This is a genomic window from Actinomadura sp. 9N407 (assembly GCF_044326315.1).
Classification (GTDB): domain Bacteria; phylum Actinomycetota; class Actinomycetes; order Streptosporangiales; family Streptosporangiaceae; genus Spirillospora.
This window is the reverse complement of the sequence record NZ_JBIRAW010000006.1, coordinates 124248-141400: the sequence shown is the minus strand read 5'-3', so window position 1 is coordinate 141400 and position 17153 is coordinate 124248. Positions and strand designations below refer to the sequence as shown.

The window sequence follows — 17153 nt, the reverse complement described above, 5'->3', positions numbered from 1 at the left end:
TTCGAGATGGACGTTCTACGGCACCACCGCCGGTGCGGGCCGCACGGTCGCCGGCACGTCCGCCGGGCGCCGTCGCCGCAGGATCCGGTACGTGGCGCCGAGCAGTACGGTCGCGCCGAGGAAGAGCACGGTGAACCACTGGAAGTACCAGTGCCCGCCCTCCGGGTCGTACACGGCGGCCCGCGGCCAGGCCAGGTTGACGGTCATGAACAGCCCGTAGACCAGGGCGAGCGCGTTGATCGGCAGGCCCCACCGTCCCAGCGAGAACAGCGGCCGGCCGGTCTCGTCCGTACCGCCGCCGCCGGCGGACCAGCCGCCGCGCAGCCGGTGCAGCAGCATCGGCCCGGTGACCATCGCGTACGCGAGGTACAGCATGGCGATGCAGGTGGTCCCGATCGCGAGGAAGGCCTCCGGCGAAGCCAGGTTGAGCAGGCAGAGCCCGGCCGCGGCGACGCCCACCACCAGCGCGGGAGCGACCGGCATGCCGGTGCGCGAGGACACCTTGGCCAGGACGCCCGATGCGGGCAGCACTCCGTCGCGGGCCATCGAGAACAGCATCCGGGTCGCGGAGGTCTGGATCGCCAGCGTGGCGACCGCGATGGCGACGGCCACGTCCAGCAGCAGTGCCTTGCCGACCCCGTCACCCAGGCTGCTGGTCAGGACGTACGCCAAGCCCTCGGAGGCCAGCCGCCCGTCGGTGAGACTGGGCGCGGCGAGCAGCCCGCCGAGCACCATGAGGGTGGCCAGGACACCGGCGGCTGTGAGGGCGATGAGGATCGTCCGGGGCGCGGTACGGCGCGGATGCCGGGTCTCCTCGCTCATCTCGCCCGCGCTGTCGAAGCCGATCAGCACGTACGCGGCGGCGAACGCGCCCACCAGCAGGGCGCCGATCGCCCCGCCCTCGCCTCCGGTGTGCAGCGTGACGCCCCCGCCGCGCTCGGAGTGGGTGAACAGCAGCACGATGATCAGTACCGCGCCGATGATCTCGGCGGTGACCCCGATCCGGTTGACCGTCGACAGCACCCTGTTGTCCAGCACGTTCACGATCGTGGTGAGGGCCAGCAGCAGTCCGGCGAGGACGGCCGCGTTGGCCGCTCCGGTCGCCGTGGTCGGCGCGGGATCGCCCCCGACGAGATGGAAGCCGCTCCAGACCGCGGGCAGCACCACCTGGAGCGCCAGCGCCGCCGCGGCGACCACTACGATCTGCCCGATGACCATGATCCAGCCCGCGAACCAGCCGAACGTCGGGCGGCTCAGCCGGGTCGACCACTGGTAGATGGCGCCCGAGATCGGGTACCGGGCCGCGAGTTCGGCGAAGCAGGCGGCCACCAGCAACTGGCCGAGGAGCACGGCGGGCCACGTCCAGAAGAAGGCCCCGCCGCCGAACGCGTACCCGAAGGCGAAGAACTGGAAGACCGTGGTGAGCACCGAGATGAAGGAGAACCCGGCGGCGAAGGAGGCGTAGCGCCCCATGCTGCGGTGCAGTTCCTGCCGGTAGCCGAACCCGGCGAGCGATGCGGACTCGTCGGCCGGCCTGGTACCGGCCGTTTCCGATGGTGGAGCGGTGGCGGTCATGGCAGCAGCCCCAATCCCTAATTCCTGTCAGGCGACAGAAATTAGGCAGGGGGTGTTTCAGCGGCATGTCATGCCCGTATCCGCACCGGGTCCAAGTCCTCACCGGCGAGCCGCCCAAGACGTGCCGTCGGTCAGAGCCGACCGGTCATCCCCGGCCGTTGAGGGTGTCGAGGAAGCGCTCCTCGAAGCCCGCCCGGTCGGCGGCGATGCCGTAGTCGATCCGGCGTCCCGTCGCGGAGAGGAAGGTGCGTCCGGCCGCCGGGCCGTCGGGAACGACATCGACCCGTCCGCTGGTGGACCGGACGATCTCGGGGTGGACGGTGCTCATCGCGGCCAGCGGATCCCACCAGAACAGCAGGTCCGCTTCGATCAGCGGTTTGATATCGGGATGGGTATAGGCCTCGACCACGATGTCGGCCGCCGGCGTGTGGTGATCCGCTCGGAGCCGGTCGATGAACTCCAGGGTGATGGGGACGTCGTTGGTGGCGTTGAGCGGGACCAGCCGTACCGGCCGGGGATTGTGCCTGATGACGGTACGTGAGGCGGCCGGGTCGATCCAGTAGTTGAATTCCTGCGTCCCGTCGAAATGCGGCGGCGTACCGCAGCAGAGATTGCCCGGCAGGCCGATGGCGCCACCCATCGACGTGACCCGTCCCGCTGCTTCGGGCAGCGCGGCGGCCACATTGCTCAGCGGTCCGGTGGTGATGATCTGGGCTGCGGGCTGCTGCCTCAGCACGCGCCGGATCAACTGCGGAGCACGCACCCGCGACGGCGTCTCCGTCGCGGTGCATCCCGGAGTCAGTGACGTGACCACCCTGTCGACGGTCTGCAGGATCTCGTCGGGAAACGCGTTGGGCGCGGTATCGGATCCGTCGGCCACGGGGACGCCGTGCAGCCCGAGTCGTTCGACCAGGCAGCGGGCGTTGCGGATCGCCCGGCCCGGCAGCCCTCCGCCGTTGTTGACGACCGTCACCGCGCGCAGCCGGATCCTGCCCAGCCGGTGTTCCTCGGCGAGGTAGGCCAGCGCGGCCGCGTCGTCATAGTCCATATCGGTGTCGAAGATGATCGCAGGCGGCGGTTTCCCGCCCTGCGCGTGCGCGCTCACCGGAACCAGCAGCGGCAATACGAGGAGCACGGCACCCAGCACTCTTCTCATAAGCCCATTCCCTATCAATGGTGCGGTGCGCCGTATAGAGCCGTTACCCGTCCGTCCCGGAGACGAGGGAAATATCGAGCAGGCCGAAATCCGGCCGGCCGGGGTTCCCACTGCACGGATCCCGGGGATCGGGCATGATCGTGACATGGCGACAATCGAGGTCGTGCTGGGCGACATCACCTCCGAGCGGACCGATGCCATCGTCACCGCGGCGAACGAGTCGCTCATGGGCGGCGGGGGAGTGGACGGCGCGATCCACCGGGCGGCCGGGCCGCGGCTGGCCGCCGCGGGCGCGGCGATCGCCCCCTGCGATCCGGGCGACGCGAAGGCGACGCCGGCCTTCGACCTCGACCCGCCCGTGCGGCACGTCATCCACACCGTGGGTCCGGTCTGGGAAGGCGGCGATCGCGGCGAGGTCGAACTGCTGGCCTCGTGTTACCGCCGGTGCCTCGAGGTCGCCGACGAGATCGGGGCTCGCAGCGTCGCGCTCCCCGCCATCGCCACCGGCGTCTACGGCTTCCCCGCCGAGGAGGCGGCACGGATAGCGGTCGCGACCATCGCCTCCACTCCGACCTCCGTCCAGCGGATCCGGCTCATCGCCTTCGACCGGACGGCTCATGATCTGCTGGCGGCCGAGGTCGCTCGACACCCGGCCGCCGATGACGACGCCGTTCTGCTGGCGGCGCTGAACACCGCCCCCGATGCCTGGGAACGCCTGCTGGCCGTCGCCGACGACTTCGCGGCTCTACCGCAGGCCGAGGGCGACGTCCGCTGGGAGCCTGCGGAGAAGCGGCCGGACGGCGCCATCGTGGTGGGCTATCCGGTCTACGGCGAACGGGTACGGCGGGCCTGCGACGCCTTGTCCGGCGTCGGCGCGGTCACCCCGAAATATCACTGGATGCAACACCAGCAGCCGGAGCCGCCCCCCGACGGCGTGCTGCCGACTCCCGCCGACGCGATCCGCCTCGCCACGGCCACCGTACGCGGCGAACGATTCTGCGACGGCACCATCGGTACGGCACTGGAACGCGGCACCCTGCAAGCGGCGCTGGCCTCCCTGGCCGCCTGGTACCGGACCTGATCCCGCGGCCGGCCCTGGTCGCGGAGGGTTACGATGTGCAGCGGTTCAACGGCGGTCGACCGAGAATTCGCGGAGGCGAGGGCATGGCATCAACCCGCAGGATCGGTGCGCCCGACGCGAAGAACCGCACCGTCCTGCTCGACGCGGCCGAACGGCTCATGCTGGAAGAGGGGTACGCCGCAGTGACGTCGCGGCGCGTCGCCCAGCAGGCCGGCCTGAAGCCGCAACTCGTGCACTACTACTTCCGGACGATGAACGACCTGTTCCTGGAGGTCTTCCGGCGGCGCGCCGAAGAGGGCGTCAAACGCCACGCCGAGGCCCTGGAATCCCCCCAGCCCTTGTGGGCGCTGTGGAAATTCGGTACCGAGCCCACGGGCGCCGCGCTGACGATGGAGTTCACCGGCCTGGCCAATCACCGCAAAGAGATCCGGGCGGAGATCGCGCGCTATGCGGAACATTTTCGCCGCACGCAGATCGAAGCCCTGCCGGGCCTGATGGCGCGCTACGAGACCACGCCGGAGACTCCTTCGCCCGTCGTCATGAGCATGCTCATGACCAGCGTCTCGCGCGTCATCATGCTGGAACGGCATCTGGGGTTCTCCGTCGGCCACGCCGAGGCCCTGGAATACATGGAACGGCAGATCGAACGCCTCGAAGGCCCCCCGAGAGACGAGGAGCTCAAGGCGGTCATCTCACCCCGCCTCCCCGGTCTGGACTGAATCCGGGCGTCAGCGATCGGGAAGCGGCCTTTGGCCGTCCGTCCCCACCAGGCCCGGCTGGCCCGCGGTACGGAAGCCCCGCCCGTACCGTCCCATGATCACCGGCCGCCGAGCTGATCATGGCGCGGGCGATCTCGGCTAGGTTAGCCTTGCCTAACCCTGTGCCGGGTCGGCTGCCGGATCGAACCGGTACCGGCCCTGCCCTGTGGGTTCGACCAGGCCCTTTGGTCCGACCATGAGAGAGACAGCCGATGACACGTGGGGCACCCGCGACGACCACCACCGAGGACGGGCACGCCCGGCAGCTCGACGAGCTGCGGCGCACCGTCGACCTCAGCGTCCCCTACGCCATCCGCGCGGCGATCACCCTCGGCCTCGCCGAGCACGTGTCCGAGGGTCGTACCACGGTGGACGCGCTGGCCGAGGCGACCGGCGCCCGGCCGGGAGGCGTCCGCAGGCTGATCGGGCTGCTGGTCTTCGAGGGGCTGTTCACCGTCGCCGGTGACGGCATCATCGGGCTCGGGCCGAAAGGCCACCTCCTGCTGGAGGAGCGCGTCCACGCGATGCTCGACCGCCGTTCCGGGCATGGCCGCCTCGACGACGCCTGGCCGGGCCTGCTGCACGCCGTCCGGACGGGACGGGCGGGCTTCGAGCACGCCAAGGGGCACTCCTTCTGGGACGAGCTGGCGTCCGAGGAGGGCCTCAACGAGACGTTCGACCGGACCCTGGCCGAATGGTCCAGCGTCTGGGCACCCAAGGCCGTCGAGGCCCTGGACCTGACGGGCGAGCACGTGATCGACGTCGGCGGAGGTTCCGGCGCGCTCCTCGGGAACGTGCTGTCCGCGTTCCCCGGGACCAGGGGGACGCTGGTCGAGCTGCCCACCACGGCCGCGCGCGCGGAGGCCCACCTGACCGGCCTCGGCCTGGGCGACCGGACGGCCTTCGCCCGGCAGAGCTTCTTCGAGAAGCTCCCCGAGGGCGGGGACGTCTACCTGCTGGCGCAGGTACTGCACGACTGGCCCGACGAGGAGGCGGCCGCCATCCTGGGCCGCGTCGCCGCGGCCGCCGGCTCCGGCGGGCGCGTCCTGGTGTTCGAGCGGCTGCCCGAGGACGAGCCGCACCACCATGACCTGGCCTTCGACCTGAAGATGTACGCCGTGTTCGGCAGCGGCGAGCGCACCCGGGACGAGTACGCCGCACTGGCCGCGCGCGCCGGGCTCCGGCTGGAATCGATCACCCGGCTGCACGGCGGCATGCACGCGATCGAGCTGCGCGCCGCGGACCGCTCCGGATGATCTCCGGGCCGCCCCGGCCGCCGCGCCCGGCGGCACCGGAGACGGCCGCCGGCCCGCGGATCACCGACCTGGCCGCTGCCGCAAGCGTCGGCCAGGGCGCTGCGGAGCGGGCCGAGGCCGCGTTCTGGGACGAGGTCGCGGCCACCGGTACCCCGCTCGTCGAGCCGATCCCGGACGACCCCGGGCATCGCGCCGTCACCTTTCTGTGGCGGGGAACGCCCGAGACGCGCGGCGTCATCGCGATGGTCAATCGGATGTTCGACCCGACGGACCCGGCCGCGTCGCGGATGCGGCGGGTGGACGGAACCGACGCCTGGTACATCTCCTACCGGCTCCGTACCGACCACAGCGGCTCCTACCGGATGGTCGTCCTGGCCGATGACGAGACCGGCCTCGACCCACGGGCCTTGCAAGAGCGGGGCGTTCACGACCCGTTCAACGCGTGGAGTATCCCGACTCGCTGGGGCGACGCACGCGCTTCCGTCTTCGCGTTGCCTGACGCGCCCGTACCGCCGTGGCGCCCCTGGGACGTCGACCCGGTGACGCCGCACGGAACGGTGACGCGCGAACAGGTACCGAGCGCCGCACTCGGCTCCGAGCGCGAGACCTGGGTGTACGTACCGCAAGGCCGGGCAGCGGCCACGCTCGTTCTGCTGGACGGGGACATGTGGTTCGGGAGACTCGGCGTGCAGGCGCTGTTCGACCGGCTCATCGCCGACGGAACGATCCCGCCGCTGGCCGTGCTGTCCCCGCACGCCCTCTCCAACGCGACGCGGACGAGCGAACTGGCCGGGCACGAAGGCTTCGCAACCTTTCTGGCCGCCGAACTCCTGCCCTGGGCACGGGAACGCCTGCCGCTACCCCCGGGCAATGCGCTCCTGGCGGGCGAGAGTCTCGGCGGCCTCACTGCTCTGAAGGTCGGCCTGGAGGCAGGCTGCTTCGACGGCGTTCTGGCACAATCGGCCTCCCTGTGGTGGAAGCCGTCCGACGCACCGGACACGGCCGCTTTGTGGGCCACGCAGTACGCCCGTACGCCTCGCGTCCACCTTCGGGTCGGCGTGCATGAGTGGGCGGTGCTCCAACTGCACCGGGACCTTCGCGACACGCTCAACGCGCAGGGCCGCTCCGTCACCTACGCCGAGTACAACGGCGGCCACGACTACGTCTGCTGGGCTCACGGGCTCGCGGAAGGCCTCAACGACCTCCTTGCACTCCGAGCAGGTTCCTCGGGTTCTGGAGGGTGACCCCGTTTCCCGGCCGAGCCTCGAAGTCCAGCGACCGAAGGCTCACCCGTCCGCGAACAGGTCGGGGCGGGTCGCCCGCAGCGCCTGGAGGATCTCTTCCTGCCGTGCCTTCCTCGCCTGGACGCGCACCCTGCCGCCGTCCACGGCGGCCCAGCCCGGCGGTTGCGGATCGCGGAGAGGCTCGTTCAGTTCGATGTCGACGACGTACCGGACGGTGCGGCTGTCCCCGCTGCTGGTGACGATCCGGTCCCGGCTGATACCGCGGATCTGCGGCCAGGGGATATGAGCGCTACGACCGGGGAACCAGCGCTTGGGCTCCTGCGCCAGCGTGATGCCCGTTCCGTCCACCGACACCCCCTGGCGGGTGGAGTAGCGCGGTGTCATCCGTACCAGCGGCCAGCTCAGCAGTCCGAAGATCACTGCCAGGGCCAGCAGCATCATGGTCCCCGCGATCGGTGCCACGGCGATCACCGACACGATCGTCGCCACGGTCATGCCGACCGCGATGTAGAGGCAGAAGACCGTGGTGACCGCCCACCCCAGTGCGCTCTGCCAGCGCATGTTCACCCAGTGGGTGGGTCCGGGGTCCGCGTCCGGCGCCTCGGCCGGGCCTTCGAACGAGTGCGGCATTGCGATGGCCTCCTCAGCGGCACGGAATATCGCCATGATCCGCAGATGCGGCACCGTACCAGGACAGACTGGTCCGACGGTGAGAGGAGACGCCATGTGGAGAGAATTGATCGGACGGCTGTACGGCGACGCGGAGTTCGCCGAACCCGCTTCCGATGGGGAGATCGATCGGATCGAGCGGACGCTCGGCCAGGAAGTGGCGGCCGATCTGCGAGAACTGCTGCTGCAGAGCAACGGCGTTCGGGCCGAGTACGGGTCCGGGCTGGTGTGGTCGGTGCAGGAGATCATCAAGGAGAACACGGAGTTCCGGCAGAGCGCCGATTTCGCCGAGCTCTACAAGCCGTTCGACCAGCTGATGTTCATGGGGGACAACGGCGGCGGGGACCAGTTCGCGTACGTCCGAGCCCCTGAGGTACCGGCCGGCGATGTGTTCGTGTGGGATCACGAGACCGACGAACGCGAGCGGGTCGCCACGTCACTGGCGGACTACCTGGAACGCCGGGCGGGCTCGGACGGCGACGACTGGTACAAGTGAGCACGCAGGCATGCCTGGAAGGTCGCCGGTCAGGTCTGTCGGCGCAGCCGGTACCACTGCGGTGAGGACTTGTTCATCGGCCAGCCCAGGCCCGCGGTCTCCGCGGCCTGGACGTCGAGCAGGTCCCAGTCCGGGAACGCGGCCTCGACCTCGGCTTGGGTCACCCCGCCGATCCGGGAGCGCAGCCGGGTGGGGCCGAAGGCGAGCATCAGCAGCGTCGAGCCGGGATTGGCGAGCGCGGAGACGCCCTTTCCCTCGGCCCGTCGCTGCTCGGTGTCGAAACCCTGGAAACAACCGATGTCGAGGAAGAAGTCGAACGTCCCGAGGCCGGCCGACGGCAGGTCCGTCACGTCGCCTACGACGTAGGTGACCCCCTTCGCCTCCTCGCGCTCGGCCGCTTCGATCGCGGCCGGTACGTAGTCGACGCCCACCGCCTCCCAGCCCCGGCGGCCGAGCTCGGGGGTGAATTGCCCGCGGCCGCAGCCGAGGTCGATGGCCCGGCCGAGCGGGCGGGAACGCTCGGTCTCCTCACGGTCCAGCAGTGCGGCGATGCTGGCCGCCGCGGCCTTTCCATAGCGTTCCCAAGGAGTGACGCCAAAGCGGTACATCCGGGCGTAGTTCGTCATATGACTGACCGTCTCATGGCATGTCCCAGGAGCCGCACCGGGGTGGTCGTCACTGTCATGAACGGCTCAAGTCCGGTCGGCACTTGTGTCACTTTCGTGAGCAGCCGGCGGAGAAAGGCGCGTTTAGTCTTGGTCCGACGACCGGGCTGATCCCGGGCAGGTGCCGCGGCTCGCGGGGGCGGGGTTCGCAGGAAGGTCGGCCATGACTTCTCGCCCTATCGACTCGTTCCGCGACCGGTTCCGTGCACGGCGCCTGTACGCCGGGATCGCGATGGCCGCCGTCGCGCTGGTGGTACCGGTGCCGTCCTCTCCGTCCGCCGCCGCGGACACGCGAGCGGATGCCGTACGGCCCGACCGGATCACGATCACCGCCGCCGGTACGCCCGCCTATCGGCTGGAGGGCGATCTGACCTCGGGCGGGATCGCCGTGACCGACACCGTGGGCGACTACAAGACCGACAAGGTCCAAGGGCAGGGCGCCATGCCCGGGTCCCGGGGCGGTTCCGCGCAGGTCACGTTCAAGCTGGCGCGTTCCATCATCGGGGTGGCGGGGACCTTCAGCGTCCGGGACGAGTCCGCCGGGGTGGAGATCTCCGCGAAGGTCTTCGGAAACGTTCAGGCGCCGTCGGACGGAACGGTCACGTGGCAGGGGAACGGCATCGTCCGGCGTGACGGCCGGTCGGTGGCGCAAGCGGTCGGCTTCACCGTTCAGGACCGCCGGCCCGACCCGGGCGACCACGCGATCCACCTCACCCACGCGGGGCAGAAGCGGGTGGCGATCCTGCGGTTGCCCGACGACTACGACGGCTCGCCCCGTCCGGCGCTCTTCCATTTCCCCGGCCTGATCGAGACCCCGTGGATGGCCGAGTTCTTCGGCCGGATGGCCGACCACGCGCAGAGCCACGGCTTCATCATGATCACGCCGGAGCATCACGGGATCGGCTGGCAGGGCGTGGGCGGCGGGCCGGCCGAGCCGGACGTCGACGATCCCGGCTTCGTCGCCGCGCTCCAGGACGTCCTGGTCGAGCGCTTCAACGCCGATCCGCGCCGCCTGTACGCCTCGGGTATGAGCAACGGTGGCTTCTTCACGAGCAAGATGGCGTGCGAGAACACGCGGTTCGCCGCCTTCGCGCCGGTCGCCGGGCAACTGGGCGACCAGGCCGCCTGCCGTCCCGGGCGCCGCGTCCCCATCGTGATGCTCCACGGCGACGCGGACCCGCTCGTCCCGTACAGCACGGCGACGGCCGCCGCCCCGTTCTGGGCGCGCAACAACGGCTGCGCCGCCACCACGACCGACGTCGACCTGCCCGACATCGACCCGAAGGACGGTACGACGGTCACCCGGCACACCTACGGCGGCTGTCCCGCCGACGCTCCGGTGATCCTCTACCGGATCAAGGGCGGCGGGCATAACTGGCCCGGTGGCATCCCCTTCCTCGGCCCCGTTCTGGGCGGTACGACCCGCGACATCGACGCCAATGCCGTCATCTGGGACTTCGTCTCCCGGTTCCGCCTCTAGATCGTTCGCCGCTCTTGCGGCGACGCCCGGCCGGCCCTAACGTGGACACGTGTCCAGTCAGGTGACCAGTCCGGCGCTGCGTTCCACCCCCCGAGGAGCACCATGGCCATCCGCGTCCTGCACGTGGCGACCGGCAATGTCGGCCGCATCGCCCTGTCGCAGCTGATCGAGGATCCCCGCTTCGACCTGGTCGGATTGGTCGTCTCGAACCCCGAGAAGGTCGGGAAGGACGCCGGCGCGCTCGCCGGCCTCGACGCGGTCACGGGAGTGACGGCCACCGATGACCTGGACGGGGCACTGGCCGCGAGGCCGGAGTGCACGGTCTACTGCGCGCTCGGGGACACCCGGTTGTTCGAGGCGCTCGACGACGTCCAGAAGATCCTGGCCTCGGGCAGCAACGTCGTCGCCTCCTCGCCGGTGCCGCTGGTCTATCCGTGGGGCCTGCTGCCCGACCGCATGATCGACCCCATCGAGGACGCCTGCCGCGCGAGCGGAGTGAGCATCTTCGTCACCGGAGTCGACCCCGGATGGGTCAACGACCTGCTGCCCTTCGCGATCGCCAGCACCTGCCAGCGGGTGGAGCAGGTGCGCTGCTCGGAGATCGCCGACTACGCGTCCTATGACGGCGGCCCGGTGATGTTCGACGTGATGGGCTTCGGCCGGCCCGTCGGGGACCTGCCGATGCTGTTCAAGCCCGGGATCCTGGCGGCGGCCTGGGGAGTCAGTCTCCGGCTGCTGGCCAAGGGTTTCGGCTTCGAGCTCGACGAGATCACCGAGTGGTTCGAGCAGGAGCCGGCGCCGGAGGCGTTCGACGTGGCCGCCGGGCACATCCCCGAGGGCGGAGTGGCCGCCGTACGGTTCCAGATCCGCGGCCTCGTCGGCGGCAAGGAGGTCCTCGTCGTCGACCACACCACCCGGCTCCGCGGCGACCTGCGTCCCGACTGGCCGCAGCCGGCCCAGGACGGCGGCTCCTACCGGGTCGAGATCGTCGGCGAACCGTCCTACCGCGTCGACGTCTGCCCGACCAGCGCCAAGGGAGACCACAACTACGCCGCGATCGCCGCGGGAGCCGGGCGCATCGTCAACTCGATCCCCGATGTCATCGCGGCGCCGCCGGGACTCCGGACGCCGCTCGACCTGCCGTTCAACACCGCCCGCGGCGTCTTCGCGACGGCCCTGGCCGACTGAGACCGCTGGCTGGTACCGCTCACTGGGACCGCTCACCAAGAAGGGACACAAGCGATGGGACGAGTGGACGGAAAGGTCGCCCTGATCAGCGGAGGGGCGCGCGGCATCGGAGCGGCCAGCGCCCGGGCGCTGGCCGCCGAGGGCGCCAAGGTCGTGATCGGCGACATCCTCGACGACGAGGGCAAGGCCGTCGCGGACGAGCTGGGGGGCGCGGGCCGCTACGTGCACCTGGACGTGACGAGCCCTGAGGACTGGACGGCCGCGGTCGAGGCCACCGTCGCCGAGTTCGGCAAGCTGAACGTGCTCTTCAACAACGCGGGGATCGCCAACGGCGCGGCCATCAACCGGTTCAAGCTGGAGAAGTGGCAGCAGATCATCGACATCAACCTCACCGGCCCGTTCCTCGGCATCCGCGCGGCCACCGACGCGATGATCGCGGCCGGCGGCGGCTCGATCATCAACAACTCCTCCATCGAGGGCCTGCGCGGTACGCCCTGGGCGCACGGCTACGTGGCCGCCAAGTGGGGCCTGCGGGGCCTGACCAAGTCGGTCGCCATCGAGCTCGCCCCGCACGGCATCCGGGCCAACTCGCTGCACCCGGGCCTGATCCGCACCCCGATCACCGAGGGCATCCCCGACGACATGATCCCGATCCCGCTCGGGCGTCCCGGCCAGCCTGAGGAGGTCGCCTCCTTCGTGGTCTTCCTCGCCAGCGACGAGTCCTCCTACGCCACCGGTTCCGAATTCGTCATGGACGGAGGAGCCGTCAACCAGATCCCGCACAAGACCTGACCGCGGGCCGGGCCGTCCGGCTCGGCGCCCCTGGCCGCTTCAGCGGGCGTGCCGGGTGATCCGGTCGACGAGCTCGGGCCACAGCGGCGGGGAGAACAGGTGCCCCATGCGGTGAACGAGGACGAACGTGCCGTCCTGGACGGTGCGGGCGATGGCTCGGCCCGCGCTCGGCCGGACGATCGGATCCTCATCGCCGTGGATCGCCAGGACGGGCTGAGTGATCTGGCCGATGCCGCCCTTGGGCATCTTCGCGGCACGGCTGGCGGCCAGCTGCCGGGCCCGGGAGTGGGGGTCGGGCCGGCGGCGGCGCAGGCACTCCTCGGCGATCTCCTCGATCCAGTCCTCCTCCAGCGGCAGACTCTTGCCCCCGCTGAACCGGGTGATGTCCATGAGCATGCGCTTCTGCTCGTCGCGGCTCTTGCCGTAGCGGTGGAAGGCCATCTTGAACGGGCCGGGGAAGCGGATGTGGCGGAACAGCCGGAGCTGGTTGCCGTACTGCGGCGCCGCCCCGATGAGCGTCAGGGTCTTCACGCGCTCGGGCCGCAGCAGCGCGGCGAACTGGGCCAGGCCACCGCCCATCGAGAGCCCGACCAGATGGGCCGAGGTCCAGCCCATCGAGTCCTGGACGGCCAGCATGTCGTCGAGCATGTCGGTGACCTCGTAGGCCCGTTTCCTGCCGGTGAAGTGGGTCGACAGCCCGGCGTCCCGGTGGTCGTAGCGGACGACCTGGTAACCGGCCGCGGCCAGGGCCAGGCAGAAGCCGTCCGGCCAGCCGATCATCTGCCCGTCCATGCCGCTGACCAGCAGCAGCGGTGATCCCTCCGAGGTACCGAACACCTCGTAGGCGATCTCGACGTCCCCGTTGCGGGCGGTCGCGCTGTCCATCGGGCACCTCCGTGTTGTCATGCACTCGCATGACAACGCTAGCCTATGTCATGCGAACGCATGACCAACGGAGGCCGGATGCCGAGACTGGTGGACCACGCCGAACGCCGCGCCACGATCGCCCAAGCCGTCGTACGGCTGGTGGCGACCAAGGGGGTGGAGGCCGCCAGCCTCCGCTCGGTCGCCGCCGAGGCGGGCATGGCGATGGGTACCGTGCAGCACTACTTCAAGACCCGCGACGAGATGCTGCTGTTCGCCCTGCGCCAGGGCAACGAGCTGCTGACGGTCCGCGTCCGGGAGCTGCTGGACCAGCGGAAGCCGGCCACGCTCCGCGAGCAGTTCCGCCTGGTGCTCTCCCTGCTGCTCCCGTTCGATGACGACGGCCGCGCCGGAGCCCGGCTGTGGGCGGGGATGATCTCCCGCGCCTGCGTCGACGACCCCACCCGCGGGCTCGCCACCGAGGCCTACACCAACCTCACGGCCTTCGTCGACCGGCAGCTCGCCCAGGCCGTCCAGGCCCACCACGCCCGCGAGGGACTCGACGTTCCGCAGGCGGCCCGCCACCTGGTCAGCGTCATCGAGGGGCTGCGCTGGCCGCTGCTGTTCGGGGCCTACACCGACCAGGAGGCACTGGCCGTCCTCGACGCCCACCTCGACCTGATCTTCACCTGAACCGACCCTCTCCACCTGGATCCGAACAGCGGGTGGCATCGTCTCAAGGCAATGCCGATGCTGGTTCTGTCCCCGCGCTACACCGCCGACTCACGCACGCTTCGTACGGCCGCCGTCACCGCCGGCTGGGGCGTGGAACGGCTCGGCGGCTGGCGCGCCCCCGATCGGTTGCGCGGTCGCGATGTCGTCCTGTATGGGGAGCCGCTGTTCGTCGAGATCATCGCCACCCGGCTCGGGCTGGCGATGCTGGACGCCCCGGCGGGCTGGCTGCCGGACCTTCCCGAACGCCATCTGGGACGCCGGATCGCGACCAGCACGCTGGGCGAGGCCCGGGCCATGGCGGGACCGGTCTTCGTCAAGCCCGCCGACGGCCGCAAGGGCTTCGAAGGGGCCGTTTACCGGAACGGTACGGGCCTCCCGCCCGCCGGTGCCCAGCCCGACGACACTCCCGTGCTGGTGGCGGACCCGGTGACGTGGGAAGTCGAGTTCCGATGCTTCGTCCTCGAGGGCCGGGTCGTCACGCTGTCCCCGTACCTGCGGGAAGGAGAACTCGCCCAGGGTGAGGACGGCCAGTGGCACTCCTCGCCGGACGAGACGTCGCAGGCGCGGGATTACGCGGCCCAAGTCCTGGCCGAGATCGACGTCCCCGCGGGGATCGTCATCGACGTCGGCCGGATAGCGGGTCACGGCTGGGCGGTCGTCGAGGCCAACAGCGCCTGGGGCGCGGGCGTGTACGGCTGCGATCCGCGGCGCGTTCTCGACGTCCTGGCGCGGGCCTGCGTACCGCGCGACCGCCTCACCGACGGCGACGCCCCCTGGGCGGTCGAAACCCTGGAACTCGACGGCTAGCGCGCTGACCACCAACGTTCACCGGCGCGCCTGGAGCGTTGACTCGTGGCGTGTTCGCCTAAAACGACATGGCCAGAGGCGAACACGCCACGAGTCAACGTAGGCGGCGGCGCGGTGAAGGGTCGTGGTCACCGCACTTGGGCGCTCTCAGGCCAGGCCGGTGAGGTCGTTGAGGAGTTCGGAGGCGGTGATGGGGGCGATGGCATCGGCGGGCGGACGGGTGAAGCGGACCTCGCGGAGCTTCTGTTCGGGGAAGACGTCGAGGGCACCGACCGCGATGCCCGGATCCAGGTCGATCACCAGGTCGAGGCCCTTCAGGACGGGACGGAACAGCTGTCCCTGGACGCCGCCGTCGCCGGCGCCGCCGCGTTCCCAGCCGCGCCGCGTCAGGCCGAGCAGCGCACCGACCGGGACGGTGGTGCCCGCGAAGCGGTCGAGGCGGCCGGTGCGGCGCTCGTCGTCGGTCAGTGCGTGCATCGGGCGTGCGAGCTGCGGGAACGGCTGGAGGATCTCGTAGTCGGCGAACACCTCGGCCCAGTCCGCGACCGCGTCGCCGAACTCCTCGTAGCCGAGTTCCATGGGGTGCGCGATCCCGATCCGGGCCGTCTCCGGCAGCGTCACCGCCTTGTCGCCGATGTCGGCGAACGTGCGGTCCTCGGCGATCCGGAAGGGGGTGTCCTGGGTCGTCCACACCAGCCTGCGGGCGATGTGCCGCAGGAGCGGGTGGTCGACGAAGTAGCGCTGGAACTCCTCGGGCTCCCAGCGGCGTCCGGTCACCATCGCCCGTTCCATCCGCTGGACCTGGTCGCCGGCGACGGCGCGCACCTCCTTCTTGAGCGCGGAGAAGCGCTGGTACGCGGCGGGCGCGAGATCGGCGTCGTCCCTGGCGCCCGGTTTGGGGAGGGTCTTGCGGTGCTTGCCCGCCTCGTCGATCACATGGGGCTGGAGCTGCTCGCCGAACCCGACGGTGAAGCGGCGGGGTCCGTAGTCGAGGACGAGCGTGCCCGCGGCGTCCAGGCCGAGGTCGGGGACGAGCCGGTCGGCGAGCTCGTCGGGCGTCAGGCCGCGCCTCTTGGCGGCTGTGGCCAGGCAGCCCTCGGCGGCGCGGCGCAGGCCCGGGGTCGCCTGGCGGGCGATCCGGTGCAGCTGGATCAGCGCGGTGTCGGTACCGATGTCGCCGAGCGCGCCGGCGCCGTGGTTGCCGATGTCGTTCGGCCGTTTGCGCATGTGGGCGCCCAGCTTCAGGGTGACCTCGTCGTCGGCCAGCCAGACGAACTGGTCGACCACCCAGCGGGTGCGCTTCGGCCGGCCGGCGGCGATCCAGCTCTCGAACAGGGCCCAGCTGAACGCGGCCAGCGACGCGCGGTCGCACAGCTCCAGGACCTCGTCCAGGCCGGGGTAGATCTCCGCCGGGCCGTTCCAGCGGACGCCGGGGGAGAGGGTGAGCGCGCCGATGAGGTTCGCCACGGCTTCGGGCGGGAGCACCAGGCCGTCCCGCAGCCGCACCTCCGGCAGCCGGTCCCGGTCCAGCCATGTCGTCGGCAGGGGCTTGTCGGGTTTGGCCGCCGGTCCCTCGGCCACGACCTCCGGAGGCGCGCCGGTGAGGATCTCCTCGATGGCCTCGGCGGCGCGGTCGCCGTGCCGGCGGGCGGCCTCCACCACCTCCGCCGTGCCGTGCTCGGCCGCGATGAGGGACAGCGCCGCCGTGGCCTTCTCGCGAGGCACCCGCCGCTTGGCCAGCGCGTCCGGTACCAGGAACGGCACGGCCGCCGTTCCGTGCCGGAGGAGCCAGCCCCGGGCGAGCCGCCGCACCGAGCTCAGCCGTACGAACCAGTCGGCCATCATCCGGGCGACCTCGACGTCGAGGTACGGGCCGAGCGAGGCACCGAACCTGTACGTCTTGGCCCGGGCGTTGAGCAGCACCACGTGGAGCGCGTCGAGCTCGAACCGCGCCGCGATCATTGTGAGCTGGGAGGAGCAGTAACCCTCCAGGCGGGGCTGCCACTCAGGAAGCAGTGGCCGGACCAGTTCCTCGGGCGCGCCGCAGAACATGACCGCCTGGCTCGGCGTCCAGGTCAGGTCCCCGTCCTTGTACGCCTGGACGACTCCTTCCCATCCCTCCGCGTCGAGACGGCCGTTCTCCTTGTCGGAGGAGAAGCGCCACTGGGGGCGGACCCTCAGCCACTCCTCCCGTTCGCCGGGCTCCCATACGACGGACTGCTCGGCGGGCGGCTCGAGGCCGGGGACGAGCGGGGGCTCGTTGGCGCGTTCGGCCTTGACCGCGGCGCGGTACTCGCGGGCGTCCTGCTCCCACGGGGGGTCCACCAGGAACGCGGGCAGGGCATCGCTCATCTGTCTTTCCTTTCGAGGGGGCGGCGCGGACGCGC

Annotated in this window: 16 protein-coding genes; 10 read left to right on the top strand and 6 right to left on the bottom strand. The window is 70.8% G+C overall.

Translation table 11 applies throughout. The features are described from left to right. Positions 1-15: 15 nt before the first annotated feature. Positions 16-1575 (bottom strand): amino acid permease, encoded by a 1560-nt coding sequence (locus ACH34Q_RS11860; RefSeq protein ID WP_395982887.1) that lies wholly within the window; start codon positions 1573-1575, stop codon positions 16-18. Positions 1576-1720: 145 nt separating this feature from the next. After that, positions 1721-2731 (bottom strand): nucleoside hydrolase, encoded by a 1011-nt coding sequence (locus ACH34Q_RS11855; RefSeq protein ID WP_395982886.1) that lies wholly within the window; start codon positions 2729-2731, stop codon positions 1721-1723. 145 nt (positions 2732-2876) lie between these two features. Between ACH34Q_RS11855 and ACH34Q_RS11850 the strand changes: the two genes are divergently transcribed. The 4 genes from ACH34Q_RS11850 (at position 2877) to ACH34Q_RS11835 (ending at position 7070) form a co-directional block, all read left to right on the top strand. Beyond that, the gene (locus ACH34Q_RS11850; RefSeq protein ID WP_395982885.1) at positions 2877-3812 is read left to right on the top strand and encodes a macro domain-containing protein; all 936 of its coding nucleotides are present in this window, start codon (positions 2877-2879) and stop codon (positions 3810-3812) included. 83 nt (positions 3813-3895) lie between these two features. Next, positions 3896-4531, top strand: coding sequence for a TetR/AcrR family transcriptional regulator (locus ACH34Q_RS11845; protein WP_395982884.1), 636 nt, complete (start codon positions 3896-3898; stop codon positions 4529-4531). A 251-nt stretch (positions 4532-4782) separates the two neighbouring features. Continuing rightward, on the top strand, positions 4783-5826 hold the full coding sequence (locus ACH34Q_RS11840) for a methyltransferase (RefSeq protein WP_395982883.1): 1044 nt from the start codon (positions 4783-4785) through the stop codon (positions 5824-5826). After that, entirely contained in the window at positions 5823-7070 is a 1248-nt protein-coding gene (locus ACH34Q_RS11835; protein WP_395982882.1) for an alpha/beta hydrolase-fold protein, read from the top strand. The genes ACH34Q_RS11840 and ACH34Q_RS11835 overlap by 4 nt, the downstream gene beginning before the upstream one ends. A gap of 42 nt (positions 7071-7112) precedes the next feature. Here the strand turns inward: ACH34Q_RS11835 and ACH34Q_RS11830 are convergent, their stop codons facing one another. Beyond that, positions 7113-7700 carry a hypothetical protein gene (locus ACH34Q_RS11830; protein WP_395982881.1) on the bottom strand — a complete coding sequence of 196 codons (588 nt, stop codon included), beginning with the start codon at positions 7698-7700 and terminating at the stop codon, positions 7113-7115. A gap of 94 nt (positions 7701-7794) precedes the next feature. On the opposite strand from ACH34Q_RS11830, the gene ACH34Q_RS11825 reads away from it, so the two are divergent. Further along, complete coding sequence (locus tag ACH34Q_RS11825) at positions 7795-8235, top strand: SMI1/KNR4 family protein (protein ID WP_395982880.1); 441 nt, start codon at positions 7795-7797, stop codon at positions 8233-8235. A gap of 29 nt (positions 8236-8264) precedes the next feature. On the opposite strand, the gene ACH34Q_RS11820 is transcribed toward ACH34Q_RS11825, so the two are convergent. Then, on the bottom strand, positions 8265-8861 hold the full coding sequence (locus tag ACH34Q_RS11820; protein WP_395982879.1) for a class I SAM-dependent methyltransferase: 597 nt from the start codon (positions 8859-8861) through the stop codon (positions 8265-8267). Positions 8862-9063: 202 nt separating this feature from the next. On the opposite strand from ACH34Q_RS11820, the gene ACH34Q_RS11815 reads away from it, so the two are divergent. The 3 genes from ACH34Q_RS11815 to ACH34Q_RS11805 all read left to right on the top strand — a co-directional run bounded on the left by ACH34Q_RS11815 (position 9064) and on the right by ACH34Q_RS11805 (position 12360). Next, positions 9064-10380, top strand: coding sequence for an alpha/beta hydrolase family esterase (locus tag ACH34Q_RS11815; RefSeq protein ID WP_395982878.1), 1317 nt, complete (start codon positions 9064-9066; stop codon positions 10378-10380). 102 nt (positions 10381-10482) lie between these two features. After that, positions 10483-11568 carry a hypothetical protein gene (locus tag ACH34Q_RS11810; RefSeq protein ID WP_395982877.1) on the top strand — a complete coding sequence of 362 codons (1086 nt, stop codon included), beginning with the start codon at positions 10483-10485 and terminating at the stop codon, positions 11566-11568. 54 nt (positions 11569-11622) lie between these two features. Next, positions 11623-12360: a glucose 1-dehydrogenase gene (locus ACH34Q_RS11805; protein ID WP_395982876.1), complete on the top strand. Its 738-nt coding sequence runs from the start codon at positions 11623-11625 to the stop codon at positions 12358-12360. A 39-nt stretch (positions 12361-12399) separates the two neighbouring features. On the opposite strand, the gene ACH34Q_RS11800 is transcribed toward ACH34Q_RS11805, so the two are convergent. Next, a complete protein-coding gene (locus ACH34Q_RS11800; RefSeq protein ID WP_395982875.1) occupies positions 12400-13245 on the bottom strand; it encodes an alpha/beta fold hydrolase in 846 nt (281 codons plus the stop codon). Positions 13246-13323: 78 nt separating this feature from the next. On the opposite strand from ACH34Q_RS11800, the gene ACH34Q_RS11795 reads away from it, so the two are divergent. Together ACH34Q_RS11795 and ACH34Q_RS11790 are read left to right on the top strand one after the other, a co-directional pair. Then, the gene (locus ACH34Q_RS11795; protein ID WP_395982874.1) at positions 13324-13917 is read left to right on the top strand and encodes a TetR/AcrR family transcriptional regulator; all 594 of its coding nucleotides are present in this window, start codon (positions 13324-13326) and stop codon (positions 13915-13917) included. 51 nt (positions 13918-13968) lie between these two features. Further along, positions 13969-14766 carry an ATP-grasp domain-containing protein gene (locus ACH34Q_RS11790; RefSeq protein ID WP_395982873.1) on the top strand — a complete coding sequence of 266 codons (798 nt, stop codon included), beginning with the start codon at positions 13969-13971 and terminating at the stop codon, positions 14764-14766. Positions 14767-14913: 147 nt separating this feature from the next. On the opposite strand, the gene ACH34Q_RS11785 is transcribed toward ACH34Q_RS11790, so the two are convergent. Further along, positions 14914-17118 carry a DUF4132 domain-containing protein gene (locus ACH34Q_RS11785; RefSeq protein WP_395982872.1) on the bottom strand — a complete coding sequence of 735 codons (2205 nt, stop codon included), beginning with the start codon at positions 17116-17118 and terminating at the stop codon, positions 14914-14916. Positions 17119-17153: the final 35 nt, after the last annotated feature.

Excerpts from the sequence above, each read along its gene's own strand:
- ACH34Q_RS11860 (WP_395982887.1), bottom strand. The coding sequence starts at position 1,575 with ATGACCGCCACCGCTCCACCATCGGAAACGGCCGGTACCAGGCCGGCC.
- ACH34Q_RS11855 (WP_395982886.1), bottom strand. The coding sequence starts at position 2,731 with ATGAGAAGAGTGCTGGGTGCCGTGCTCCTCGTATTGCCGCTGCTGGTT.
- ACH34Q_RS11850 (WP_395982885.1), top strand. The coding sequence starts at position 2,877 with ATGGCGACAATCGAGGTCGTGCTGGGCGACATCACCTCCGAGCGGACC.
- ACH34Q_RS11845 (WP_395982884.1), top strand. The coding sequence starts at position 3,896 with ATGGCATCAACCCGCAGGATCGGTGCGCCCGACGCGAAGAACCGCACC.
- ACH34Q_RS11840 (WP_395982883.1), top strand. The coding sequence starts at position 4,783 with ATGACACGTGGGGCACCCGCGACGACCACCACCGAGGACGGGCACGCC.
- ACH34Q_RS11835 (WP_395982882.1), top strand. The coding sequence starts at position 5,823 with ATGATCTCCGGGCCGCCCCGGCCGCCGCGCCCGGCGGCACCGGAGACG.
- ACH34Q_RS11830 (WP_395982881.1), bottom strand. The coding sequence starts at position 7,700 with ATGCCGCACTCGTTCGAAGGCCCGGCCGAGGCGCCGGACGCGGACCCC.
- ACH34Q_RS11825 (WP_395982880.1), top strand. The coding sequence starts at position 7,795 with ATGTGGAGAGAATTGATCGGACGGCTGTACGGCGACGCGGAGTTCGCC.
- ACH34Q_RS11820 (WP_395982879.1), bottom strand. The coding sequence starts at position 8,861 with ATGACGAACTACGCCCGGATGTACCGCTTTGGCGTCACTCCTTGGGAA.
- ACH34Q_RS11815 (WP_395982878.1), top strand. The coding sequence starts at position 9,064 with ATGACTTCTCGCCCTATCGACTCGTTCCGCGACCGGTTCCGTGCACGG.
- ACH34Q_RS11810 (WP_395982877.1), top strand. The coding sequence starts at position 10,483 with ATGGCCATCCGCGTCCTGCACGTGGCGACCGGCAATGTCGGCCGCATC.
- ACH34Q_RS11805 (WP_395982876.1), top strand. The coding sequence starts at position 11,623 with ATGGGACGAGTGGACGGAAAGGTCGCCCTGATCAGCGGAGGGGCGCGC.
- ACH34Q_RS11800 (WP_395982875.1), bottom strand. The coding sequence starts at position 13,245 with ATGGACAGCGCGACCGCCCGCAACGGGGACGTCGAGATCGCCTACGAG.
- ACH34Q_RS11795 (WP_395982874.1), top strand. The coding sequence starts at position 13,324 with ATGCCGAGACTGGTGGACCACGCCGAACGCCGCGCCACGATCGCCCAA.
- ACH34Q_RS11790 (WP_395982873.1), top strand. The coding sequence starts at position 13,969 with ATGCCGATGCTGGTTCTGTCCCCGCGCTACACCGCCGACTCACGCACG.
- ACH34Q_RS11785 (WP_395982872.1), bottom strand. The coding sequence starts at position 17,118 with ATGAGCGATGCCCTGCCCGCGTTCCTGGTGGACCCCCCGTGGGAGCAG.